The 22,660-nt window shown below is 72.4% G+C and carries 16 protein-coding genes; 6 read left to right on the forward strand and 10 right to left on the reverse strand.

Going from position 1 to position 22,660, the window contains the following annotated elements; translation table 11 throughout:
- Positions 1-251: 251 nt before the first annotated feature.
- Complete coding sequence (locus ABZT03_RS15465; protein ID WP_356038933.1) at positions 252-986, forward strand: MBL fold metallo-hydrolase; 735 nt, start codon at positions 252-254, stop codon at positions 984-986.
- A gap of 33 nt (positions 987-1,019) precedes the next feature.
- Positions 1,020-1,883 carry a DUF3097 domain-containing protein gene (locus ABZT03_RS15470; RefSeq protein ID WP_356038936.1) on the forward strand — a complete coding sequence of 288 codons (864 nt, stop codon included), beginning with the start codon at positions 1,020-1,022 and terminating at the stop codon, positions 1,881-1,883.
- Between the two features lie 57 nt (positions 1,884-1,940).
- Here the strand turns inward: ABZT03_RS15470 and hemW are convergent, their stop codons facing one another.
- On the reverse strand, positions 1,941-3,173 hold the full coding sequence (hemW, locus tag ABZT03_RS15475) for a radical SAM family heme chaperone HemW (RefSeq protein WP_356038938.1): 1,233 nt from the start codon (positions 3,171-3,173) through the stop codon (positions 1,941-1,943).
- Positions 3,174-3,365: 192 nt separating this feature from the next.
- Complete coding sequence (locus ABZT03_RS15480; protein WP_356039125.1) at positions 3,366-5,225, reverse strand: ATP-binding SpoIIE family protein phosphatase; 1,860 nt, start codon at positions 5,223-5,225, stop codon at positions 3,366-3,368.
- Positions 5,226-5,807: 582 nt separating this feature from the next.
- Between ABZT03_RS15480 and ABZT03_RS15485 the strand changes: the two genes are divergently transcribed.
- Together ABZT03_RS15485 and ABZT03_RS15490 are read left to right on the forward strand one after the other, a co-directional pair.
- Positions 5,808-9,581 carry a HAMP domain-containing protein gene (locus ABZT03_RS15485; protein WP_356039128.1) on the forward strand — a complete coding sequence of 1,258 codons (3,774 nt, stop codon included), beginning with the start codon at positions 5,808-5,810 and terminating at the stop codon, positions 9,579-9,581.
- 12 nt (positions 9,582-9,593) lie between these two features.
- On the forward strand, positions 9,594-10,169 hold the full coding sequence (locus tag ABZT03_RS15490; RefSeq protein WP_356038941.1) for a response regulator: 576 nt from the start codon (positions 9,594-9,596) through the stop codon (positions 10,167-10,169).
- 47 nt (positions 10,170-10,216) lie between these two features.
- Here the strand turns inward: ABZT03_RS15490 and ABZT03_RS15495 are convergent, their stop codons facing one another.
- Both ABZT03_RS15495 and lepA read right to left on the reverse strand, forming a co-directional pair.
- Complete coding sequence (locus tag ABZT03_RS15495; protein ID WP_356038944.1) at positions 10,217-12,091, reverse strand: AMP-dependent synthetase/ligase; 1,875 nt, start codon at positions 12,089-12,091, stop codon at positions 10,217-10,219.
- Positions 12,092-12,348: 257 nt separating this feature from the next.
- Positions 12,349-14,217 carry a translation elongation factor 4 gene (gene lepA, locus ABZT03_RS15500; protein WP_356038947.1) on the reverse strand — a complete coding sequence of 623 codons (1,869 nt, stop codon included), beginning with the start codon at positions 14,215-14,217 and terminating at the stop codon, positions 12,349-12,351.
- A gap of 265 nt (positions 14,218-14,482) precedes the next feature.
- On the opposite strand from lepA, the gene rpsT reads away from it, so the two are divergent.
- The gene (gene rpsT, locus ABZT03_RS15505) at positions 14,483-14,749 is read left to right on the forward strand and encodes a 30S ribosomal protein S20 (protein ID WP_356038950.1); all 267 of its coding nucleotides are present in this window, start codon (positions 14,483-14,485) and stop codon (positions 14,747-14,749) included.
- Between the two features lie 369 nt (positions 14,750-15,118).
- Here rpsT and ABZT03_RS15510 read toward each other — a convergent pair whose 3' ends face one another.
- From ABZT03_RS15510 to ABZT03_RS15535, 6 genes are all read right to left on the reverse strand, one after another.
- Positions 15,119-15,514, reverse strand: coding sequence for a nuclear transport factor 2 family protein (locus tag ABZT03_RS15510; protein ID WP_356038953.1), 396 nt, complete (start codon positions 15,512-15,514; stop codon positions 15,119-15,121).
- A gap of 172 nt (positions 15,515-15,686) precedes the next feature.
- Positions 15,687-16,676, reverse strand: coding sequence for a DNA polymerase III subunit delta (holA, locus tag ABZT03_RS15515; protein WP_356038955.1), 990 nt, complete (start codon positions 16,674-16,676; stop codon positions 15,687-15,689).
- Between the two features lie 414 nt (positions 16,677-17,090).
- Positions 17,091-17,336, reverse strand: coding sequence for a hypothetical protein (locus ABZT03_RS15520; RefSeq protein WP_356038958.1), 246 nt, complete (start codon positions 17,334-17,336; stop codon positions 17,091-17,093).
- Positions 17,337-17,629: 293 nt separating this feature from the next.
- Positions 17,630-18,463, reverse strand: a complete 834-nt coding sequence (locus tag ABZT03_RS15525) for an arylamine N-acetyltransferase (RefSeq protein WP_356038960.1) — start codon at positions 18,461-18,463, stop codon at positions 17,630-17,632.
- A 4-nt stretch (positions 18,464-18,467) separates the two neighbouring features.
- Entirely contained in the window at positions 18,468-21,038 is a 2,571-nt protein-coding gene (locus ABZT03_RS15530) for a ComEC/Rec2 family competence protein (RefSeq protein ID WP_356038963.1), read from the reverse strand.
- A 122-nt stretch (positions 21,039-21,160) separates the two neighbouring features.
- On the reverse strand, positions 21,161-21,931 hold the full coding sequence (locus ABZT03_RS15535; RefSeq protein ID WP_356038966.1) for a ComEA family DNA-binding protein: 771 nt from the start codon (positions 21,929-21,931) through the stop codon (positions 21,161-21,163).
- A gap of 240 nt (positions 21,932-22,171) precedes the next feature.
- Between ABZT03_RS15535 and ABZT03_RS15540 the strand changes: the two genes are divergently transcribed.
- Positions 22,172-22,630: a hypothetical protein gene (locus ABZT03_RS15540; protein ID WP_356038970.1), complete on the forward strand. Its 459-nt coding sequence runs from the start codon at positions 22,172-22,174 to the stop codon at positions 22,628-22,630.
- The last annotated feature ends 30 nt before the right edge of the window (positions 22,631-22,660 follow it).

Consider the following 22,660-nt stretch of genomic DNA (forward strand, 5'->3'; position numbering starts at 1 on the left):
GTCCCCCGGGCCCTGCTCCTGGCACTCTGTCCGTCCGAGTGCCAGCACTGACCCGCCCAGTGTACGGCCGGGGGGTGCACCCCGGGCAAGGCCGGTCGCACCGCTCGCCGCCGGCACCCCGGCTCACGACCGGCCACTCCTGTCACCTGCCCGGCGAGAGCCGCCGGACACCGCCCGGAACGTGTCGAAAAAGTCCCGGCGTTCGCCCGCGGGACGGCCGCGACCTGTGTGACACGGCCTAGCGTCGCGGTATGACGGTGACTTGGGAAGAGCTCGGGTGGGAGCGGCTGGCGGCCGGGGTCGGGCGGTGCAGGCTGCCGGGCTGGGACTGCACGGCCGGGCTGGTCGTCGGGGCGGACGCGGTCCTGTTGGTGGACGCCGGGTCCGCTCTCGCGGAGGGCGCGCTGCTGCGGGCGCGGGCGAAGGAGCTGGCCGGCCGGGATGTGACCCATCTCGCGCTCACCCATCCCCACTTCGACCACGTCTTCGGGGCGGCGGCGTTCCCGGACGTGGAGGTGTTCGGCGCGGCCGGCTTCGACGCGGTGACCGGGCCGGCCGGCCGGGAGGAGCTGCGCGCGGACGCGGTGCGCAACGGGCTGGGCGAAGGGACGGCGGGCGAGGCCGCGGACGCGCTCACCCCGCCCGGGCACCTCGTGCGCGGTGAGCGGACCCTCGACCTGGGCGGCAGGCAGGTGCTGCTGGCGGACGCGGGTCCCGGCCACACCGCGCACGACCTGGCGGTGGTGGTGCCGGGCGACCCGCGGGTGGTGTTCTGCGGCGACCTGGTCGAGGAGTCCGGTGAGCCGCAGGCCGGCCCGGACGCCGTACCCGCCCGGTGGCCCGCCGCCCTCGACCGGCTGCTCGCCCTCGGCGGCGCGGACGCCCTGTACGTGCCGGGCCACGGGGCCGTGGTGGACGCGGTGTTCGTACGGGCGCAGCGGGACGCCCTGGCGGCCCGCTTCGGCGTGTCGCGGGGACCCTCGTAGGGCCGCCCGGGCGCTTCTCCTATCGTCATCCGAATGCTCCCACCCGTCTCCCGCCACCGCCCCTCCAACGAGGGCGCTCCGGGCCCGCAGCGCCGTCTGTACTCTCCGGACCTGACCCCGCCGTGGAAGAAGCCCAAGCCTGTGCCCGAGGTGGCGGCGGAGCCGGGTCTCGTGGTGGAGGAGCCGGGCACCGGCTTCTGCGGCGCGGTGGTCCGCTGCGAGGCCGGCACGGTCACCCTGGAGGACCGCTTCGGCAAGCACCGCGTCTTCCCCATGGAACCGCGCGGCTTCCTGCTGGAGGGCCGCCCGGTGACGCTCGTCCGGCCCACCGGACAGGCTCCGGTACGGCCCACCCGCACCGCGTCCGGTTCGGTCGCCGTCCCCGGCGCACGCGCGCGCGTGGCCCGCGCCGGGCGCATCTACGTCGAGGGCCGGCACGACGCCGAACTGGTCGAACGGGTGTGGGGCGACGACCTGCGCATCGAGGGCGTGGTGGTCGAGTACCTGGAGGGCGTCGACGACCTGCCCGCCATCGTGGCCGAGTTCGCGCCGGGGCCCGACGCCCGACTCGGCGTGCTGGTGGACCACCTGGTGCCGGGCAGCAAGGAGTCCCGGATCGCCGCGTCCGTGACCAGCGACCACGCGCTGGTCGTCGGCCACCCCTACATCGACGTCTGGGAGGCGGTGAAGCCGTCGGCCGTCGGCATCGCGGCCTGGCCCCGCGTCCCGCGCGGCCAGGACTGGAAGACGGGCGTGTGCCGGGCGCTGAGCTGGCCCGAGAACACGGGCGCGGCCTGGCAGCACATCCTGTCGCGGGTCCACTCCTACCGGGACCTGGAGCCGGAGCTGCTGGGCCGGGTCGAAGAACTCATCGACTTCGTGACGGCGGACGCCTGACCGTGACGGCGGACGCCTGACGGAGACGCGGGGCCGCGCCGGGCCGCAGGGCGCGGGTCAGTCGACCAGGTCCCTGACCACCGCGTCCGCCAGCAGCCGTCCCCGCAGGGTGAGCACCGCCGCTCCCTCGTCGTAGGGCCGTCGCTGGAGGAGTCCGTCGGACAGCGCCCGGCCCGCCGCGGCGAGCCCCGCCTCGCGCAGCAGCGACAGGGGCACGCCCTCCCGCAGCCGCAGTTCCAGCAGGATCCGCTCCACCCGGCGGTCCTCCGCGGAGAGGATCTCCCGCCCGGCGCCGGGTGAGCGCCCCGACGCGAGCGCCGCCGCGTACGCCCCGGGGTGTTTCACGTTCCACCAGCGCACGCCGCCCACGTGGCTGTGGGCTCCGGGGCCCGCGCCCCACCAGTCGGCGCCGCGCCAGTAGAGCTCGTTGTGCAGGCAGCGGCCCGCGTCCGAGGTGGCCCAGTTCGACACCTCGTACCAGTCGTAGCCCGCCGCCGACAGCAGTTCCTCGGCGATCAGGTAGCGGTCGGCGTGCACGTCGTCGTCCGTCATGGGCACCTCGCCCCGGCGGATACGGCGGGCCAGCTGAGTGCCCTCCTCGACGATCAGGGCGTACGCCGAGACGTGGTCGGGACCGGCGCCGAGCGCCGCCTCGAGCGAGGCCCGCCAGTCGTCGTCGGACTCGCCGGGGGTGCCGTAGATCAGGTCGAGGTTGACGTGCGCGAAGCCCGCCGCGCGGGCCTCCGCCACGCAGGCCTCGGGGCGGCCCGGGGTGTGCGTGCGGTCCAGCACCTTCAGGACGTGCTGCCGCGCGCTCTGCATGCCGAAGGAGATCCGGTTGAAGCCGCCGTGCCGCAGGGCCGCGAGATACGCCGGGTCGACCGACTCCGGGTTCGCCTCCGTCGTCACCTCCGCGTCCTGTGCCAGCCCGAACTCCTCACGGATCGAGCGCAGCATCCGTACGAGGTCGCCCGCGGCCAGCAGGGTGGGCGTGCCGCCGCCGACGAAGACCGTGCGGACCGGGCGCGGGTCGTCACCGAGGACCTTGCGGGCCAGGCGGATCTCGTCGATCACGGTGTCCGCGTAGTTGTCCCGGGAGGCGAGCACCCCGCCCGTGCCGCGCAGCTCGGTCGCCGTGTAGGTGTTGAAGTCGCAGTAGCCGCAGCGGGTCGCGCAGTAGGGAACGTGCAGGTAGAACCCGAGAGGGCGGTCGGCGGCCCCGGCGAGCGCGGACGCGGGCAGCGCACCGTCACCGGGAACGGGCTCACCGTCGGGAAGAGCGGAAGGCATGCCCCCCATTGTCCAGCACCGGGGGGAGTGGGCGTGTCGGGGCGGGGACCGGGGCCGCCGCCCATCCGTTCCACCGCCCTACGACGACGGCGGGCACCCGCGGTCGCAGGGCCCCGCCCCCGTCCGGCCACTCGCGCCCGCGCCGGCGTGCGGGCGTCGGCCGGTCGGCGGACCTCCGAGCCGGGCGCGGTGTCATTCCGTCTGGAGTACCAGGAGTGCGAGGTCGTCCTCCGGTGGCCCCGTGCCGAAGTCGTGCACGAGGTGTTTGATGCGCTCCGCGATCAGCTGGGCGCTCAGCCCCACGCAGCCGGTGAGCGCCGCCGCGAGGCCGTCGCCGTCGTCGAACTGGCGGGAGCCGGAGCGGCGTTCGGTCACACCGTCGGTCACGCACAGCAGGCTGTCGCCGGGCCGCAGCACGAAGGTCTCGCTGACGTACGTCTCGTCCTCGACCACCCCGAGCAGGGTCTGCGGCCGGGCGGCCGTGCAGACCTCGCCACCCGACCCGAGCAGCAGCGGCAGCGGGTGCCCGGCGGAGGCGAGCGTGCAGCGCACCCCGCCGTCGAAGGGGACCAGCTCGCCGTAGAGAAGGGAGAGGAAACGGTTCTGGGGGCCATCGCCGGGGAGCGCAGGTCCGCCGCCCGCGGCCACCAGCGCGCGGGCCGCCGCGTCCGCGGCCTCCGTCGCGTCGTCGAGGAGGAGCTGGTTGAGGCGGTCGAGGACGTCGGCGACGCGGTAGCCCTCCCGGGCCAGCAGCCGCAGCCAGGGCCGGGCCAGGCCGATGACGACCGCGGCCTCGGGGCCCTTGCCCTGGACGTCACCGAGCGCGAAGCACCAGCGGCCGTCGCCGCCCGGGAAGAGGTCGTAGAAGTCGCCGCTCGGTCCGCCCATGTCGCAGGGCTCGTAGACCAGGGCGCTGCGCACCCCGGGTATCTCCGCCACCGCCCCGGGCAGCAGCCCGCGCTGCAGTACGGCACTGATGGTGGCCTGGCGGGCGTACTGGCGGGCCGCGCCGATGGCGAGCGCCACCCGGCGGCCGAGGTCCTCGACCAGCCCGGTGATCTCGTCCGGGAAGCGCAGCAGGCCGGCCCGGCCGATGACCAGGGTGCCCAGCGGGCGGCCGCCGGCGACGAGCCGGTAGGCGAGCGCGGAGCCGTGGGTTCCGTGCGGGCCGAGCGCCTCGCCGGGCCACGGGAAGGGGACCGGCCCCGAGCGCAGGTCACCGGCCGGGCCCGGCGGGTCCTTCTCCAGGGCCCGGCGCAGCTCCTCGATCCGGTTCTCGCTGCCGTGCCAGACGCGGGCGAGCCGCGGCCCGGCGGCGAACCCGCCGCCCTCGCCCCAGCCTCCCGCGCCCTCGGACTCCCCCGCGCCGGGCGACCCCCAGCGCCCCATCACCTCGTCCTCCATCCACACCGCGCACCAGTCGGCCAGACGCGGCACGATCAGCTGTCCGGCGAGAGCGGCGACCAGGTTCTCGTCGAGCTGCCCGGCGAGCAGGTCGGACGCCTCGGCCAGGAAGGACAGAGCACCCCGGTCGAGCCACTCCCGGTCCTGCTCGGCCCGCAGCGGTTCCGGCGCGAGGATGCCGGCGACGCGCAGACCGCGCTGGAGTGCGCGTTCCCCGACGTACGCCACCTTCGCCGCGCCCGCCGGCCTGCCCTCGGCGGGCAGCCGCGCCCACACCGTCTTGGCGCCGGTGCGGTAGGTGATGCCCCAGGACTCGGCGAGCGCGGCCACCAGCCGCAGCCCGCGCCCGTACTCCGGTGTCTCGTACGGCGGTTCGGCGTCGGCGCCGCGCGGCGCACGGGACGGGTGGTGGTCGGCCACCTCCACGACGAGCGCGCCGGTGTCCGCCTCCAGCCGCCAGGCGAGCTCGACGTCGGTGCCCGCGTGCACGACGGCGTTCGTCACGAGTTCGCTGACGGCCACCACGGCGTCGTCGGCGAGACGGCCGGTGAGGTGCTGCGTGCCGGGCAGCCCACGCTCGCGCCACTCCGCGAGCGAGTCCCGCACGAGCGCCCGGGCGCAGCCCGGCGCGGCCGAACTCCCGGGCAGCGCGGCATGCGCCTCGGCGCGGGCGGAGGGTGTGTCGGGGTCTGAGGATCTCGCGGGGGGTGGGGGTTCGGCGGGGGCCGGCGACCGGGCGGGGGCCGGGCGGCCGGCTGACACGAGCGGATCGACGGGCGCCAACGGCTGCGCGGGCGACGGAAGTTCGGCGACGGCGGAGGCGGACACAGGCGCGGGTGCCGGTCCGGACACGGGCGGGGGTGCCGACGCGGGGGCGGGCGTGGGTATGGGCGCTGGCGCAGGGGCGGGCGTGGGTATGGGCGCCGACGCGGGCGCGTCCGGGGCCTGCGTGGACGTGCCGGAGTGATCCGGGGTCTCGCTCCCGGGCGCCTCGGAGGCACGGGAAGCGGTCTCCCGTTGCGCCGGTATGGCCCCCATGGACAGCTCCCCGAACGGTTCGGACGAATACGCCTCGGTCGATGGCGACAGAGTGACAGACTGGCCCCGCCCATAAGCGCCGAGTTACCGAAGTGGGCCGCCATGAGTGAGAACAGTGCTACGCATGTGCTCGAAGACGGACAGAACGGCGTTCATATTCGAGCATCCGACCTGCGTCCTCTGCTCGCCGCGATGACCGCCGCCCGCGACGGTGACTTCACCAAGGTGCCGGAGACCGGCCACGGGATGGTGGCCGAACTCACCGCGGTGTTCAACCAGATCATGGACCGCAGCCTGCACTTCAACGCCGAGTCGCAGCGGGTGAGGCGGGACCTGGTGCGCTACGGCCGGCTCGACGAGCGGCTGTCGGCGAGCCCCGGCCAGGGCGGCTGGACCTCCCGGATCGACGACGTGAACCAGCTGCTGGACGCCCTGGTGGCGCCCGCGGCGAACGCGACACGCGTGCTCGACGCGGTGGCCGGCGGGGACCTGACCCAGCGGGTCGACCTGCACGACGGGAGCCGGCAGCTGCGCGGCGACCTGCGCCACCTCGGCCGGGCCGTGAACAAGATGGTCGACCAGCTGTCCCTGTTCACCGGCGAGGTGACCCGCGTCGCGCGCGAGGTCGGCACCGAAGGCCGGCTGGGAGGGCGGGCCAAGGTGCAGGGCCTGTCGGGGAGTTGGCGGGCGGTGACCGAGGCCGTCAACACGATGGCGTCCCGGCTGACGGCCCAGGTACGGGACATCGCCCTGGTGACGACGGCGGTGGCCCGCGGTGACCTGACCCGGACGGTCACCGTGGAGGCCACCGGTGAACTGCTCGAACTGAAGCTGACCGTGAACACGATGGTCGAGCAGCTCTCCGCCTTCGCCGACGAGGTCACCCGGGTGGCCCGCGAGGTGGGCACCGAGGGGCAGTTGGGCGGCCGGGCGCAGGTGCGGGGGGTGTCCGGGGTGTGGAAGGACCTCACCGACAACGTCAACTTCATGGCGTCCAACCTGACCTCGCAGGTCCGCAACATCGCCCAGGTGACCACGGCGGTGGCCAACGGCGACCTCAGCCAGAAGATCACGGTCGACGCGCAGGGCGAGATCCTGGAGCTGAAGTCCACCATCAACACGATGGTCGACCAGCTCTCCGCCTTCGCCGACGAGGTCACCCGGGTCGCCCGCGAGGTCGGCACCGAGGGGCAGTTGGGCGGCCGGGCGCAGGTGCGGGGGGTGTCCGGGGTCTGGAAGGACCTCACCGACAACGTCAACTTCATGGCGGACAACCTCACTTCGCAGGTCCGCAACATCGCGCTGGTGTCCACCGCCGTCGCGCAGGGCGACCTCGGCAAGAAGATCACGGTGGAGGCGAAGGGCGAGATCCTGGAGCTGAAGGACACCGTCAACACGATGGTGGAGCAGCTGCGCGCCTTCGCCGACGAGGTGACCCGGGTGGCCCGCGAGGTCGGCACCGACGGCCGGCTCGGCGGCCGGGCCCAGGTACTGGGCGTCTCCGGCGTCTGGCGGGACCTGACCGACAACGTCAACTACATGGCGGACAACCTGACTTCGCAGGTCCGCAACATCGCCCAGGTGGCGACGGCGGTGGCGCAGGGCGACCTGTCGAAGAAGATCGACGTGGACGCGCGCGGCGAGATCCTGGAGCTCAAGACCACCATCAACACCATGGTCGACACGCTGTCCTCGTTCTCCTCGGAGGTCACCCGGGTGGCGCGCGAGGTGGGCAGCGAGGGCCGGCTCGGCGGCCAGGCGAGGGTCGAGGGCGTCTACGGCACCTGGAAGCGCCTGACGACCAACGTCAACGAGCTGGCCCTGAACCTCACCACGCAGGTCCGCGCGATCGCCGAGGTCGCCTCGGCCGTGGCCCAGGGCGACATGTCCCGCTCGATCACCGTGGAGACGCAGGGCGAGGTCGCGGAGCTGAAGGACAACATCAACCTGATGGTGGCCAACCTGCGCGAGACGACCCGCGCGAAGGACTGGCTGGAGTCCAACCTGGCCCGGCTCGCGGCCCTGATGCAGGGCCACCGTGACCTGATGGAGGTCGCCGACCTCATCCTGCGCGAGCTGACCCCGCTGGTGAACGCCCAGTACGGCGCGTTCTTCCTGGCGGACCCCGACGAGGACGGCTCCTCGCTGCACACGGCCGTCCCCGCGAAGGGGCTGGCGTTCATCGCCGGGTACGGCTCGGCGCAGAGCGCCACCGTCGACACCGGGGGCATGCCGGTGCACGGGCTGGTCCGGCAGGCCGCCCGGGAGAAGAAGCGCATCCTGGTGGAGGAGGCCCCGCCGGGCTACATCAAGATCAACAGTGGTCTGGGCGAGGCCGCCCCGAGCAGTGTCGTGATCATCCCGATCCTCTTCGAGGACAAGCTCCTCGGGGTGATCGAGCTGGCGTCCTTCTCCCGCTTCTCGGACGTCCACCTCGCGTTCTTCGACCAGTTCGTGAACACCATCGGCGTCGCGATCAACACCATCATCGCCAACTCCCGTACGGAGTCGCTACTCGGCGAGTCCCAGCGGCTGGCCATGCAGCTCCAGGAGCGCTCCGACGAACTCCAGAAGCAGCAGGCGGAGTTGCAGCACTCGAACGCCGAACTGGAGGAGAAGGCCGCCCTGCTGGCGACCTCCTCGCAGTACAAGTCGGAGTTCCTGGCCAACATGTCCCACGAACTGCGCACCCCGCTGAACTCGTTGCTGATCCTGGCGCGGCTGCTGTCGGACAACCCCGACGGCCGGCTGTCCGACCAGGAGGTGCAGTTCGCGACCACGATCCACCGCTCAGGCTCGGACCTCCTCCAGCTGATCAACGACATCCTCGACCTGTCGAAGATCGAGGCCGGCCGGATGGACGTACGCCCCAAGCGGCTGCCGCTCATCAAGCTGCTCGACTACGTGCACGCCACCTTCCGCCCGCTCACCCTCGACCGGGGACTCGCCTTCGAGGTGGCGGTCGGCGAGGACGTGCCGCGCGAGATGTACTCCGACGAGCAGCGACTCCAGCAGATCCTGCGCAACCTGCTGTCCAACGCGATCAAGTTCACCGCGACGGGCCGGGTCGAGCTGCGGGTCGACCGGGTCAGGGACCCCGAGAACCCGTATGTGCGCGACAGCGGCGAGCTGGTCGCCTTCGCCGTATCCGACACCGGTATCGGGATCGCGCCGGAGAAACTCCCGGTGATCTTCGAGGCGTTCCAGCAGGCCGACGGCACGACGAACCGCAAGTACGGCGGCACCGGCCTCGGCCTGTCCATCAGCCGCGAGATCGCGGGGCTGCTCGGCGGCCGTATCGTCGCCGAGAGCCAGCCCGGCAGGGGATCCACCTTCACCCTGTACGTGCCCGCCGTCAGCCCCGGCAACCCGGCGACCGGCCCGGCTCCCGAGGAGCACCCGCTTCCGGTGCCCGACCAGCCGGCGGCCGGATCTTTCCCGGCCACGCACGACACCTACGACTCCTGGCCGGCGCCCACCAAACTGGAGGCGTGGAAGGCGGGACGCGCGGGCCGGGTCCTGCCCGGCCGGCGGGTGCTGATCGTCGACGACGACATCCGCAACGTCTTCGCCCTCACCCACGTCCTGGGCCGCGTCGGCATGCCGGTGCTCTACGCCGAGAACGGCCGCGAGGGCATCGAGACGCTGGAGCGCAACCCGGACGTCGAGCTCGTCCTGATGGACATCATGATGCCGGAGATGGACGGCTACGAGACCATCGCCGCCATCCGCCGCGCCCCCCGCTGGACGGGCCTGCCCATCATCGCGCTGACCGCCAAGGCCATGCCGGGGGACCGGGAGAAGTCGATCGGGCGGGGCGCCAACGACTACGTGCCCAAGCCGGTGGACGTCGACCAGCTGCTGACCGTCGTCTGCTCCCTCCTGGACCCCGAGGGTTGTGACGACGACACCACCGGGGCACCCGGACCGGCGGCGGAGGCCGCGCTTCCGCCGACGACTGAATGAGGCACCGCCACCATGAGCGCTGAGGCAACGACCGACGAGCGCGCCAGCATCCTCCTGGTCGACGACATGGAGGACAACCTGATCGCGCTGGAGGCGGTCCTGCGGTCCCTCAACGAGCCGCTGGTGCGCGCCCGTTCGGGCGAGGAGGCGATGAAGGCGCTGCTGCGCCGGCCGTTCGCCCTGGTGCTGCTCGACGTCCGCATGCCCGGCATGGACGGCTTCGAGACCGCCGCCAACATCAAGCGGCTCGACCAGACCAGGGACGTCCCGATCATCTTCCTGACCGGCGCCGAGGACGACTCCGGCTACGCCTTCCGCGGTTACGCGACCGGCGCCGCCGACTATCTGACCAAGCCCTTCGACCCCTGGGTGCTCAGAGCCAAGGTCAGCGTCTTCCTCGACCTGCACCGCAAGACCCGGCAGCTGGAGCGGCTGCTGGCGCGGCAGCACGGGGAGGACGGCGAGATAGGCACGCGGCTCGCGGAGCTGGAGGACCAGCTGGCGGGCGGCGACCCTCCGGACCTGGCGGCGATGCGCGCCCGGATCGGGGAGCTGCGCCGGCTGGTCGACCGGGGGCGGACCGGCTGACCCGGGGGCGCGGGGCGGCGGCGTGGGCCGTCGCCCCGCGCGGCCGGTCAGGCCTCCCGCGAGCCCGCGTACATCTCGTCGATCAGGTGCTTGTACTCCCGCTCGACCACCGGCCGCTTCAGCTTCAGGCTCGGCGTGATCTCACCGTGTTCGACGTCGAGGTCCCGCGGCAGCAGCCGGAACTGCTTGATGGTCTGCCAGCGCTGGAGACCCTCGTTGAGTTCCTTCACGTACCCCTCGACGAGGGCGACCGTGGCGGGCGCGGCGACGACGTCGGCGTAGGACCTGCCCCCGAGCCCGTTCTCCTTGGCCCAGTCGAGGATGGAGGGCTCGTCGAGCGCGATGAGCGCGGTGCAGAAGTTCCGGTCGGCGCCGTGCACCAGGATGTTCGAGACGTACGGGCACACCGCCTTGAACTGTCCCTCGACCTCGGCCGGCGCGATGTACTTGCCGCCGGAGGTCTTGATCAAGTCCTTCTTGCGGTCGGTGATGCGCAGGTAGCCGTCGGGCGACAGTTCGCCGATGTCACCGGTGTGGAACCAGCCGTCGGACTCCAGTACCTCGGCGGTCTTCTCGGGCAGCCCGTGGTAGCCCTCCATGATGCCGGGGCCGCGCAGCAGGATCTCGCCGTCGTCCGCGATCCGCACCTCGGTGCCGGGCAACGGCTTGCCGACCGTACCGGTGCGATAGGCCTCGCCCGGGTTCACGAAGGAGGCCGCGGAGGACTCGGTGAGGCCGTAGCCCTCCAGGATGTGGATGCCGGCGCCGGCGAAGAAGTAGCCGATGTCGGGCGCGAGGGCGGCGGAGCCGGAGACGCAGGCCCGCAGGTTGCCGCCGAACGCCTCGCGGATCTTGGAGAAGACCAGGGCGTCGGCAACCTTGTGCCGGGCGCTCAGGCCGAACGGCGCCGAGGCGGTGCCGGTGCGCCGGAAGTTGTCCTGGGTGACCTTGGCGTACTCGCGGGCGACCTCGGCGGCCCACTGGAAGATCTTGTACTTGGCCCCGCCGCCGGCCCGGGCCTTGGCGGCGACCCCGTTGTAGACCTTCTCGAAGATGCGCGGCACGGCCGCCATGTACGTCGGTTCGACGACCGGCAGGTTCTCGATGATCTTGTCCACGCGGCCGTCGACGGCGGTGACGTGCCCGACCTCGATCTGGCCGGAGGTGAGCACCTTGCCGAAGACGTGCGCGAGCGGCAGCCACAGGTACTGCACGTCGTCAGCGCTGATCAGCCCGGTCGCGGCGGTCGCCTTCGCCATGTACGACCAGTTGTCGTGCGGGAGGCGGACGCCCTTGGGGCGGCCGGTGGTGCCGGAGGTGTAGATCAGCGTGGCGAGCTGGTCCCTGGTGATCGCACCGACCCGCTCCTTGATCAGGTCCGGGTTCTTCTCCAGGTACGCGGCACCGCGCTGCTCCAGCTCGGCGAGCGTGAGCACCCAGTCGCTCGTCTCGACGCCGGCCGGGTCGATGACCACGACGTGCGTGAGGTCGGGCAGCTCGCCGCGCTTCTCGCGCGCCTTGGCGAGCTGGGCCGCGTCCTCGGCGATCAGCACCCGGCTGTCGGAGTCGGCGAGGATGAAGGCGGACTCGTCGGCGTTGGTCTGCGGGTAGACCGTGGTGGTGGCCGCGCCGGCGCACAGGATGCCCAGGTCGGCGAGGATCCACTCGACCCGGGTGGAGGAGGCGAGCGCGACGCGCTGCTCCGACCGCACCCCCAGCTCGATCAGGCCGGCCGCGATGGCGTAGACCCGCTCGGCGGCCTGGCCCCAGGTCAGCGACTTCCAGTCGTCCGGCCCCTGCCCGGAGGCCGGCGGCACGGGGTAGCGGTACGCCTCCGCGTCCGGTGTCGCCGCCACGCGCTCCAGGAAGAGGGCCGCCACGGTCGGCGGGCGGTTCTCGATCAGGGTCTGTGTGTCGCTCACGACATCCTCCGGGGCGCCCGCGGCGGTGCGGCTTGGCTCAGTTGCGGCTGCTGTTTAACTCGCGAGTAACTATCGAGCAGAGATCAGGGTAGAGCCCGACCGGCCGGTTCGTAAGAGGCGGCGGCCTGTCACTTCCTACAGAGAGCGACGCTACGCACGCGTAGGGGCCCGTCGCACTTTCGCACGACGAGCCCCCGTTGCGGCGGATTTGGCAGGGCAGGACGCGGTTACCGGTAGTTACCCGGGGTTACCCGCGATTACTTCTTGCCCTTGCCCGATCCCGCGCTGTCATCACTGCTGAGCACCGCGATGAAGGCCTCCTGCGGAACCTCCACGGAACCCACCATCTTCATCCGCTTCTTGCCTTCCTTCTGCTTCTCCAGCAGCTTCCGCTTCCGGGAGATGTCACCGCCGTAGCACTTGGCGAGGACGTCCTTGCGGATGGCGCGGATGGTCTCGCGGGCGATGACCCGGGAGCCGATGGCGGCCTGGATCGGCACCTCGAAGGCCTGCCGCGGGATGAGCTCGCGCAGCTTGGCGACCAGCCGCACGCCGTACGCGTACGCCGCGTCCTTGTGCGTGACCGCCGAGAACGCGTCCACCTTGTCGCCGTGCAGCAGGATGTCGACCTTGACCAGGGAGGAGGTCTGCTCGCCGGTGGGCTCGTAGTCCAGGGAGGCGTACCCGCGGGTCTTGGACTTCAGCTGGTCGAAGAAGTCGAAGACGATCTCCGCGAGCGGGAGCGTGTAGCGGATCTCCACCCGGTCCTCGGACAGGTAGTCCATGCCGAGCAGGGTGCCGCGCCGGGTCTGGCACAGCTCCATGATCGAGCCGATGAACTCCGAGGGCGCGAGGATGGTAGCGCGCACCACCGGCTCGTACACGTCGTTGATCTTGCCCTCGGGGAACTCGCTCGGGTTGGTGACGGTGTGCTCGGTGCCGTCCTCCATCACCACGCGGTAGACCACGTTGGGCGCGGTCGCGATCAGGTCGAGCCCGAACTCGCGCTCCAGGCGCTCCCGGATCACGTCCAGGTGCAGCAGCCCGAGGAAGCCCACCCGGAAACCGAAGCCGAGGGCGGCGGAGGTCTCCGGCTCGTAGACCAGCGCGGCGTCGTTGAGCTGGAGCTTGTCGAGGGCGTCACGCAGCTCCGGGTAGTCGGAGCCGTCGAGGGGATACAGACCCGAGAAGACCATCGGCTTGGGGTCCTTGTACCCGCCGAGGGCCTCGGTCGCGCCGTTGTGCAGGCTGGTGATCGTGTCACCGACCTTCGACTGCCGCACGTCCTTCACGCCGGTGATGATGTAGCCCACCTCACCGACACCGAGACCGTCGGCGGGGAGCATCTCCGGCGAGTTGGTCCCGATCTCCAGCAGCTCGTGCGTGGCGTTCGTGGACATCATCCTGATGCGCTCACGCCGGTTGAGCTGCCCGTCGATGACCCGGACGTAGGTGACGACACCCCGGTAGGAGTCGTAGACCGAGTCGAAGATCATCGCGCGGGCCGGGGCGTCCTGGACGCCGACCGGCGCGGGCACCTCCGCGACCACCTTGTCGAGCAGCGCCTCGACGCCGAGCCCGGTCTTGGCGGAGACCTTGAGCACGTCCTCGGGGTCGCAGCCGATGAGGTTGGCGAGCTCCTCGGAGAACTTCTCCGGCTGGGCGGCCGGCAGGTCGATCTTGTTCAGTACGGGGATGATCTTGAGGTCGTTCTCCATCGCCAGGTAGAGGTTGGCGAGGGTCTGGGCCTCGATGCCCTGGGCGGCGTCGACGAGGAGGACGGTGCCCTCGCAGGCGGCGAGGGACCGCGAGACCTCATAGGTGAAGTCGACGTGCCCCGGGGTGTCGATCATGTTCAGGATGTGCGTGTTGCCCGGATCGTGGGTCGGGGCCCAGGGCAGGCGCACGGCCTGGGACTTGATCGTGATGCCACGCTCGCGCTCGATGTCCATCCGGTCGAGGTACTGGGCACGCATCTGCCGCTGATCGACGACGCCGGTCAGCTGGAGCATGCGGTCGGCGAGCGTGGACTTGCCGTGGTCGATGTGCGCGATGATGCAGAAATTGCGGACCAGAGCCGGGGCGGTACGGCTCGGCTCGGGCACATTGTTAGGGGTCGCGGGCACGCAGGGTCCTGTCTCTTGAGGCGCCTTGTGCCTCGGGTCGGATCGATACGTAGGCTCCATGGTCCCACGGGTGGAGGGCGGAGGCGGATTTGCCCCGATCCCTTCCCGCGGTGGACGGCGACCCCAGGCCGGTTTGGGCTGCCCGACAGGCCACTGCTACTCTGGGTGGCTGTGTCTCATGCCCTCTCAGCAGGAGACACAACCCAAGAAATTCACCGGTGCGGGACCCGTGCGGCCCCGTGCCAGAACCTGTAGAGGCTCATTCGTGGCGAACATCAAGTCCCAGATCAAGCGGATCAAGACCAACGAGAAGGCTCGGCTGCGCAACAAGGCCGTCAAGTCCTCCCTGAAGACCGCGATCCGCAAGGCCCGCGAGGCCGCTGCCGCGGGTGACGTCGAGAAGGCCACCGAGTACCAGCGCGCTGCCGCGCGTCAGCTCGACAAGGCCGTCTCCAAGGGCGTCATCCACAAGAACCAGGCCGCCAACAAGAAGTCGGCACTGGCCGCCAAGGCCGCGTCCGTCAAGGGCTGACACTCATCTGATCTGATCGCCGGAGGGAATCGAGCGGGCCCTCTCATCCGCTCCCGTCCGGCACCCCGGTATCCGCGCGCGGCCTGCGTTCGCCACGCGGGCGCGGATCCACCCTCTTGAACCGAGGCCCCGGTACCCACCCTTCCCCAGGGCGGGCACCGGGGCCTTCGGCGTACGGCCTCCTGTACGAGCGGTGGGTGCGGCCGCCTCACGGCCGGACGGGTGCGCGGGTGCGGCCGCCTCACGGCCGGACGGGTGCGCGGGTACGGCCGCCTCACGGCCGGACGGGTGCGCGGGTACGGCCGCCTCACGGCCGGACGAGTGCGCGGGTGCGGGGGTGCGGGGGTGCGGGTGCGCGGGTGTGTGACGTCACGACCAGAAGTCGTTGCTCCGGTCCATGTCCTCGACGCACTCGTCGAGGTCGCTGATCTTGTCTCCGACGATCCGGAAGACGATGCAGCCAGTCTCGTCCATACGCCTGCCCTGGCGCTCGGCGGTGAAGCGGTGCACCGCCACCGCGTGCCCCCGGCCGTCCACGAGCACGGAACGCACGTCGACGCGCAGGGTCCCTCCCGTCTCCGAGAAGAGCCGGCCGTACATGTCGATCATCGCGTCCTGCCCCTTGAAGTCCCCCGACAAGGGGTGACTGCCGGGCACGTGATGGGTGGCGTCCGCCGTCATCAGTCCGCGCAGGGTGTCCATGTCCCCACGCGAGAAGGCCTCGTAGCCCTTACGGACGAGCGCTGCGTGCGGATGTTCAGCCATTCCAACCGCCACCTCTCCATTGCGTAGGCGATCCGGCTGACAGGGACGATTGTCCTCTCCGAACCGGGGAGAGGCGAGGGCAGCACCGGCACCGGCACCGAGTCCGTAGGCGCTCCTCGCGGCCGGGAATCTGCCGTGCCCTCCCCCGCTGTGCGTCTTCCGCGCTTCCGCGCTATCCGCGCCCGCGCGACCGCGCCGCCCGTGCGATCGCCACGACGGCCTTCTCCAGGGCGTACTCCGGGTCGTCCCCGCCGCCCTTGACCCCCGCGTCCGCCTCGGCCACGGCCAGCAGCGCGGCGGCGACACCGTCCGGCGTCCAGCCCCGCATCTGCTGGCGCACCCGGTCGATCTTCCACGGAGGCATCCCGAGCTCACGCGCGAGGTCGGCCGGCCGGCCACCGCGGGCCGACGACAGCTTGCCGATCGCGCGCACCCCCTGAGCCAGCGCACTGGTGATCAGCACCGGTGCCACCCCCGTCGCCATCGACCACCGCAGCGCCTCCAGCGCTTCCGCAGTCCGCCCTTCCACGGCCCGGTCGGCGACCGTGAAGCTGGAGGCCTCGGCCCGCCCGGTGTAGTACCGCCCGACGACCGCCTCGTCGATGGTCCCCTCGACGTCCGCGACCAGCTGCGTGACCGCCGAGGCCAGCTCCCGCAGGTCGCTCCCGATCGCGTCCACCAGCGCCTGACAGGCCTCGGGGGTGGCGGAGCGCCCCAGCGTGCGGAACTCGCCCCTGGTGAAGGCCAGCCGGTCCGCGGGCTTGGTCATCTTCGGGCATGCCACCTCCCGCGCCCCCGCCTTGCGCGCCGCGTCAAGCAGGCCCTTGCCCTTGGCCGCACCCGCGTGCAGGAGCACGAGCGTGATCTCCTCGGCGGGCGCCCCGAGATACGCCTTCACGTCCTTGATCGTGTCGGCCGACAGATCCTGCGCATTGCGTACGACGACGACCTTGCGCTCCGCGAAGAGCGAGGGACTCGTCAGCTCGGCGAGGGTGCCGGGCTGCAACTGCTCCGGATTCAGATCACGTACGTCCGTGTCGGCGTCGGCGGCCCTGGCGGCGGCCACCACCTCCCGCACGGCACGGTCGAGCAGGAGGTCCTCCTGGCCCACGGCAAGCGTCACCGGGGCGAGCGGACTGTCATTCGCAGGGTTCCTGGCCATCGCGACAAGCATCCCACGCGCCACTGACAGCCCGCCCCGACGACGCCCTCCTCGGACCGCCCGCGCCCGTCACGGCGGGAGCCGGTGCCCGGAGCCGGGTTCCCGCCCCGTCGTCGCCCCGACCTGGAGGGCCCGCCACGGTGAGGGATCGACCCGGTGGGTCCATCACGGTCAGGGACCGAACCGGTGGCCCCGCTCCCGTCATGGCCGGTCCCGGCCACCCGCTCCCGTCGGGACCGAGCCACCCGCTGCTGTCATGGTCCGAGTCGGAGGGCCCGTCACGGTCAAGGACCGACCCTGTGGGCCCGGTCTGTCATGGCCGGTCCCGGCCACCCGCTGCTGTCATGCTCCGAGTCGGAGGGCCGCTGCCACGGTCATGGCCCGACCGGGCCGGCCGCTCATCGGCCCGCAGGGTCACGGCTCCTCGCGCCAGCCGTCCCACTCCCCCACGAACTCCTCCAGTTCGCGCACGTCCAACCGCTTCTCCTCGTCCCGCAGCACGAGAAGCCACTGCGCGTCCTCGGCGTCGTCCTCGCCGGCCAGCGCGTCCCGGACGAGCTGCGGCTCCTCACTGAGCCGGAACCGCTCCCCGAGCGCCTCGGCCGCCTCCTCCGCCGCATCCCGGTCGGGCAGCACCAGCACATGTCTCACATCGCTCACGGAGCCATTGTCCGGTGTCCGGGAGGTGAGCCGTCCGCCGGTGCGGGTGGGGGGCGGTTGAGGGGCGGTCCGTGGGCCGGTCGTCGGCGGGCGGTCCGTGGCCCGGTCGGTGGGCCGGTCCGTGTGGGCCGGTCCGGGGCCGGCCGCACCAGCGCGTTGTGCCACGCGCGGGTCGGGCGGTGGCGGGCGGTTGACGTCGGGCGGCAACGGGTCACGGCAGCCGGCCGTGGCGGGCAGCCGGCAGCAGGCCACGGCGGGCGCCGGCAGGCAGACGCCTCGGCGGGCGACGGCGCTCAGGTGCCCGCCGGGCGCACCACCGGGACCCGGTCGAGCGCGATGCCGAACCGGTCCCGGTACACCGCGAGCACCTCCTCGTCCGTGGCCGGTTCGCGTACCTCACGCGTTCCGTCGGCGGCCGTCACCGTCAGCTTGCGGCCGCTGAGCGTGATCCGGCCGCCGTCCTCGGTGATCCGCGAGCACACGAGCGACCGCAGGAAGTGCGACTTTGGCGAGGTGCTGTGCCACCAGGCCCCGGCGACGAAGTCCTCCAGCACCCGCGGCCGTGTCTCCAGGCGGTACTGCGCCTTGCCGCCCAGGGCCACGTCCAGGTCGACCGCCGCAGCCTCCTCGGACCCGCCCCGTGCTCCGGCCGCATCCGGCTCCGCCCCGCCGATCCGGAACACCCCGCCGGGATCCACCTGGTCCCCCCGCTCGGAGAACGCCAGGGGGTAATGGCTGTGCGCCCCGAACCCGACGTCGGCCAGCCACTCGCCCCCGTCCACCGTCCGCACCCGCAGCGCGAGATGGTCGTAGGGGATGCCCAGCCGCCCCTCGTCCCCGTAGACCCGCGCCGCGAGCAGCACGACCTCGAAACCGAGTGCGGTCAGCAACGCCCCGAACGCGCCGTTCAGTTCGTAGCAGAACCCGCCCCGCCGCGCGTCCACCAGCTTCTCCAGCAGCCGGTCCTCCGTCAGCACGATCTCCTCTCCGAGGTGGACGGACAGGTTCTCGAAGGGCACCGCCCGCAGATGGCGCAGGTGCAGCTCACGCAGGGCGTCGTCGGTGGGCCGCGCCGGGCGCTCGGCACCCAGGCGGCGGAGATAGGCATCGACCTGTGCGGAATCCATGCCCTCAGTCTCTCGTCACCCGCACCTCCTCGCCGACCCCACCGGTGACCGCCAACGCCCCGTCCCGGTCCGTCCGCAGCACCGCCGCGCCCCCGGCCCGCAGCATCGCGACCGTACTGGGAGCCGGATGCCCGTACGGGTTGCCGGTCCCGCAGGAGATCAGCGCCAGCCGCGGAGCCACCCGGCGTATGAGGTCGGGGTCCTGGTAGGCCGACCCGTGGTGGGCCACCTTGAGCACGTCCACGCCGGCCAGCCGCGCACCCGCCGGGGATCTCAACAGGTCCTGTTGGGCCGGTGGTTCGAGGTCCCCCAGGAGCAGGAACCGCAACCCCGCCGACCGGGCGAGCAGCGCGACACTGGCGTCGTTCGGCCCGTCCGGTTCGACGGTCGGCCGCACCGGCGGCCACAGCACCTCCCAGGACAGCGAGCCGGTACGCCGGCGCTCCCCGGCCGCGGCCCGCGTCACGGGAATCCCCCGGGCGGTCGCCGCCCGGCGCACGAACGCCACCTGGTCCGCGGGTTCCTCGAAGCCGGTCGTCTCGATCGCGCCGACCGAGCGTCCACGCAGCACACCCGGGAGGCCCGCCACGTGATCGGCGTGGAAATGCGTCAGCACGACCAACGGAATCCTGGTGACGCCGAGCGCTCGCAGACAGTGGTCCACCGGCTCCGGCTCGGGTCCTGCGTCCACGACGACCCCGGCTCCGTCCCCCGCCGACAGAACGGTCGCGTCGCCCTGTCCCACGTCGCACACGGCGAACCGCCAGCCAGGGGGAGGCCAGCCCGTGATCACCCGGGTCAACGGCGGTGGTTGCACGATCGCGAGCAGGAGCAGCACCCCGCAGGTCGCGCACAGCCACGGGTGCCCCAGCAGCCTCCGGCCGGCGAGCACGACCACCGCCGTGACGAGTGCCAGCAGCAGAGCCCCGGCCCAGCTGCCCGGCCAGTCCACTCCTCCGCCCGGCAGCGCGGCCCCGGTCCGGGCGATGCCGGCGATCCACCCGGTGGGCCAACTCGCGCACCAGGCAAGCGCCTTGGCCACCGGCATCGTCGTCGGCGCCGCGGCCAGGGCGGCGAAGCCCAGGACGGTGGCCGGCGCTACCGCGAACTCCGCCAGCAGATTGCACGGCACCGCCACCAGGCTCACCCGCGCCGACAGCACCGCGACCACCGGCGCGCACAGGGCCTGCGCGGCAGCGGCCGCCGCGAGCGCCTCGGCCAGTCGGGGCGGAACCCGGCGCCGCCGCAGCGCCGCACTCCAGCGTGGCGCGATCGTGAGCAGGGCGCCGGTGGCCAGCACCGAGAGCAGGAACCCGTAACTACGGCCCAGCCACGGGTCGTACAGCACCAGCAGCAGCACGGCCGTCGCCAGGGCCGGGATCAGGGACCGACGGCGTCCGGTCGCGAGCGCGAGCAGCGCGACGGCTCCGCAGGCCGCTGCCCGCAGCACACTCGGGTCCGGCCTGCACACGACGACGAAGGCAAGCGTCAGTGTCCCGCCGAGCAGCGCGGTCGTCCGCAGCGGAAGTCCGAGACGCGGCGCCAGCCCCCGGCGCTCCACCAGTTGGGCCAGGCCGGGCGGTCCGATGAGCAGGGCGAGCAGGATGGTGAGGTTGCTGCCGGACACGGCCAGTGTGTGCGTGAGGTCCGTCGCTCTGAAGGCCTCGTCCAGCTCGGGGGTGATCCGCGAGGTGTCCCCCACCACCAGTCCCGGCAGCAGCGCACGGGCGTCCGCCGGCAGCCCGTCGGTCGCCTCCCGCAGCCCTGCGCGGAGCCGGCCCGCGAACCGCTGCGGTGCGGACGGCCGCCCCACCACGTCCGGCGGCGTCCGGCCCCGCACCCGCAACACGGCGGCGATCCGGTCTCCGCCGAGCATCGGAGGCGCGAGCCGCGCGGTCACGCTCAGCCGCGTCGACGGCAGCAGTTGCAGCCAGGGCGAGCGTCCCGCGTCTCCGCGCACCGTGCCCGCGTCGACGAGCACCAGCACCGGTGTCCGCGTCACGGTGTCCGTGCCGTTCGCGTTCTCGACGCGTCGGACCTCGGCGTTGATCAGTACCGACGTGGGCGTCGCGTGATCGCCGTTGATCCGCGGCCGGGTCAGGCGGGGATCGGAGCTGGTCTCGATCTCCGCGATGACGGTGGCCTGCTGCCGTGCCAGCGCCGGGATCGGCCCCCGCCGCAGGTCGGCCCCATGCAGACCGGCCGAGGCGGCGGCCGCGGCGACACAGAGCAGCAGGGCGGCGACGGAGACACGGGGCCAGGTGACACGCTCGGAACGGAGGAACCGGGGGGACCGGAGCAACCTGCCGTGCGGAAGGGGAGGCGTGTTCGGCCGTGGGCCGGGGGAGCCGTCCCCACCGCTTCGCCGCCGTCTCATGAGCAGCGCGCCCGCCGTGACCAGGCACAGGGCCACGACGCCGGTGGTCCACTCCGGCGAGGCGTTCACCGTCAGCGCGACCGTCGCCCAGGCGGCGAGCGCCGGAGGTACGAGTCGTAGATCCGTCGGTCCTTCCTGTCGGGGGTGGGCGGCTCCCGGACGGGGATCGGCGACGTGCGCGGCGGAACGGCCGGGCACGGACGGCGGAGGTCGCTCCGCCGACTGCCCCCGCCGCCTGATCGGGTGTCGAGGTGCGGCGGTTCGCTCTCGGCGGGGCGGCGTCCGCTGCCGCCCGTCGGGGCCAGGGCCTGAGCCGGGGCTCATGGCTGTACGAGTTCGCGCAGGTCGGCGAAGCGGCGGTCGCCGATGCCGTTGACCTGACGCAACTCGCCCACCGAACGGAAACCACCGTGCTGGGTGCGGTAGTCGATGATGTGCTGTGCCAGCACGGGCCCGACGCCCGGCAGGGTGTCGAGTTGCTCCACCGTCGCCGTGTTGAGGGAGACGGGGGCCGCCGGTGCTACTCCCCCTGCCGCACCGGGCAGGCCGCCGACCGGGGCACCACCCGGCGCCGGACCCTGGGGAGGTGCGGGGCCTCCGACGACCACCTGCTCCCCGTCCACGAGGAAACGCGCCCGGTTGAGGCCGTCGGTACCGGTGCCTGGACGGACACCACCAGCCGCGCGCAACGCGTCGGCGACGCGCGAACCGGTCGGCAGCCGATGAATCCCGGGATCACGGACCTTGCCGCTGACGTCCACGACGATCTCGGGCCCGGCCGTACCCGTGGCGTTGGGCGCACCGGCCGAACCAGCGGGCCCCGTCCGGCTGGTCCGCCGTCCTTCGGGGTAGGGGGCGACCGCTCGCACCACCTCGGGCGCCCGGACCGACTGGGTACGGCCCGTCCAGAAGTGCTGGACGGCGAAGGCCGCGGCGACCACGAGCAGCACGGTCAGCGCGACCACACTTCGCCGCTCCAGTCCACACCTCACCTGCAGCCACACGGGCAGCCGCTCCCGCAGAGCGGGCCCTACCCGCGCCCGGCGACTTCGCCCGTCGTCGGCCACACCGTCCTGAACGTCCTTCGGCACGGGGTCACTTGAAGTGTCCGGACGGTTCCGACCAGCCCAGCCGTATGGAGCGTGCGAGCCGTCCGAACCACGCGAGGCACCGGTTCCGTCCGGTCCGTCACCGTCCGCACCGACTGAGACCACGTCGCCGTAGGGGCCGTTGACGTACAGGTCATGGGCAGCGCGCGAGGTCCGTGGGGCGTACAGGGCTTGCGCTGCGTACGCGTCCGCGTGCGAATCCGCTTTCAGGGTCACACCCACATGACGAGCAGTCGACTCGCCATCCACAGCGCCGCCACGAGGGCGCAACTCCCCTTGATCCGGCGCCTCTCCCCCACCAGGCGACCCGTCACCGGACTCCCGCCGCTCCCCGCCGCGGTCACCCAGATCCCCCAGATCACCGCGGTCACCGAGATCACCGCGGCCACCGAGATCACCGAGATCACCGAGATCACCGAGACCAGCCCGATCGCCGTGATCGCCTCGATCGCCCCGATCTGCTGGGTCTCCCCGCTCGACGGCTTGTTCCGCCGCTCCGGCCCCCTCGCCGAAAGGCGTTCCCACCCGCTCACCGAAGAGCGTCTCCGCCCGCCTGCGGAGCTCATCCGCCGACGCGTGCCGGTGGCGGGTCCTGGTGCGGCCGGCCGGTCGGCGGTGCCGGGTGCGGCCGTCGGAGGTGGGGCCGCGTCCGGGGCCACTGCTTACGGTCGCTGTGCGTGAACGTGATCGAAGAGCCATGCGACGAGGATC

The organism is Streptomyces sp. NPDC005574, assembly GCF_040605435.1.
Taxonomy (GTDB): Bacteria; Actinomycetota; Actinomycetes; order Streptomycetales; family Streptomycetaceae; genus Streptomyces.

Excerpts from the sequence above, each read along its gene's own strand:
- ABZT03_RS15465 (WP_356038933.1), top strand. The coding sequence starts at position 252 with ATGACGGTGACTTGGGAAGAGCTCGGGTGGGAGCGGCTGGCGGCCGGG.
- ABZT03_RS15470 (WP_356038936.1), top strand. The coding sequence starts at position 1,020 with ATGCTCCCACCCGTCTCCCGCCACCGCCCCTCCAACGAGGGCGCTCCG.
- hemW (WP_356038938.1), bottom strand. The coding sequence starts at position 3,173 with ATGCCTTCCGCTCTTCCCGACGGTGAGCCCGTTCCCGGTGACGGTGCG.
- ABZT03_RS15485 (WP_356039128.1), top strand. The coding sequence starts at position 5,808 with ATGACCGCCGCCCGCGACGGTGACTTCACCAAGGTGCCGGAGACCGGC.
- ABZT03_RS15490 (WP_356038941.1), top strand. The coding sequence starts at position 9,594 with ATGAGCGCTGAGGCAACGACCGACGAGCGCGCCAGCATCCTCCTGGTC.
- ABZT03_RS15510 (WP_356038953.1), bottom strand. The coding sequence starts at position 15,514 with ATGGCTGAACATCCGCACGCAGCGCTCGTCCGTAAGGGCTACGAGGCC.
- holA (WP_356038955.1), bottom strand. The coding sequence starts at position 16,676 with ATGGCCAGGAACCCTGCGAATGACAGTCCGCTCGCCCCGGTGACGCTT.
- ABZT03_RS15525 (WP_356038960.1), bottom strand. The coding sequence starts at position 18,463 with ATGGATTCCGCACAGGTCGATGCCTATCTCCGCCGCCTGGGTGCCGAG.
- ABZT03_RS15540 (WP_356038970.1), top strand. The coding sequence starts at position 22,172 with ATGACGAGCAGTCGACTCGCCATCCACAGCGCCGCCACGAGGGCGCAA.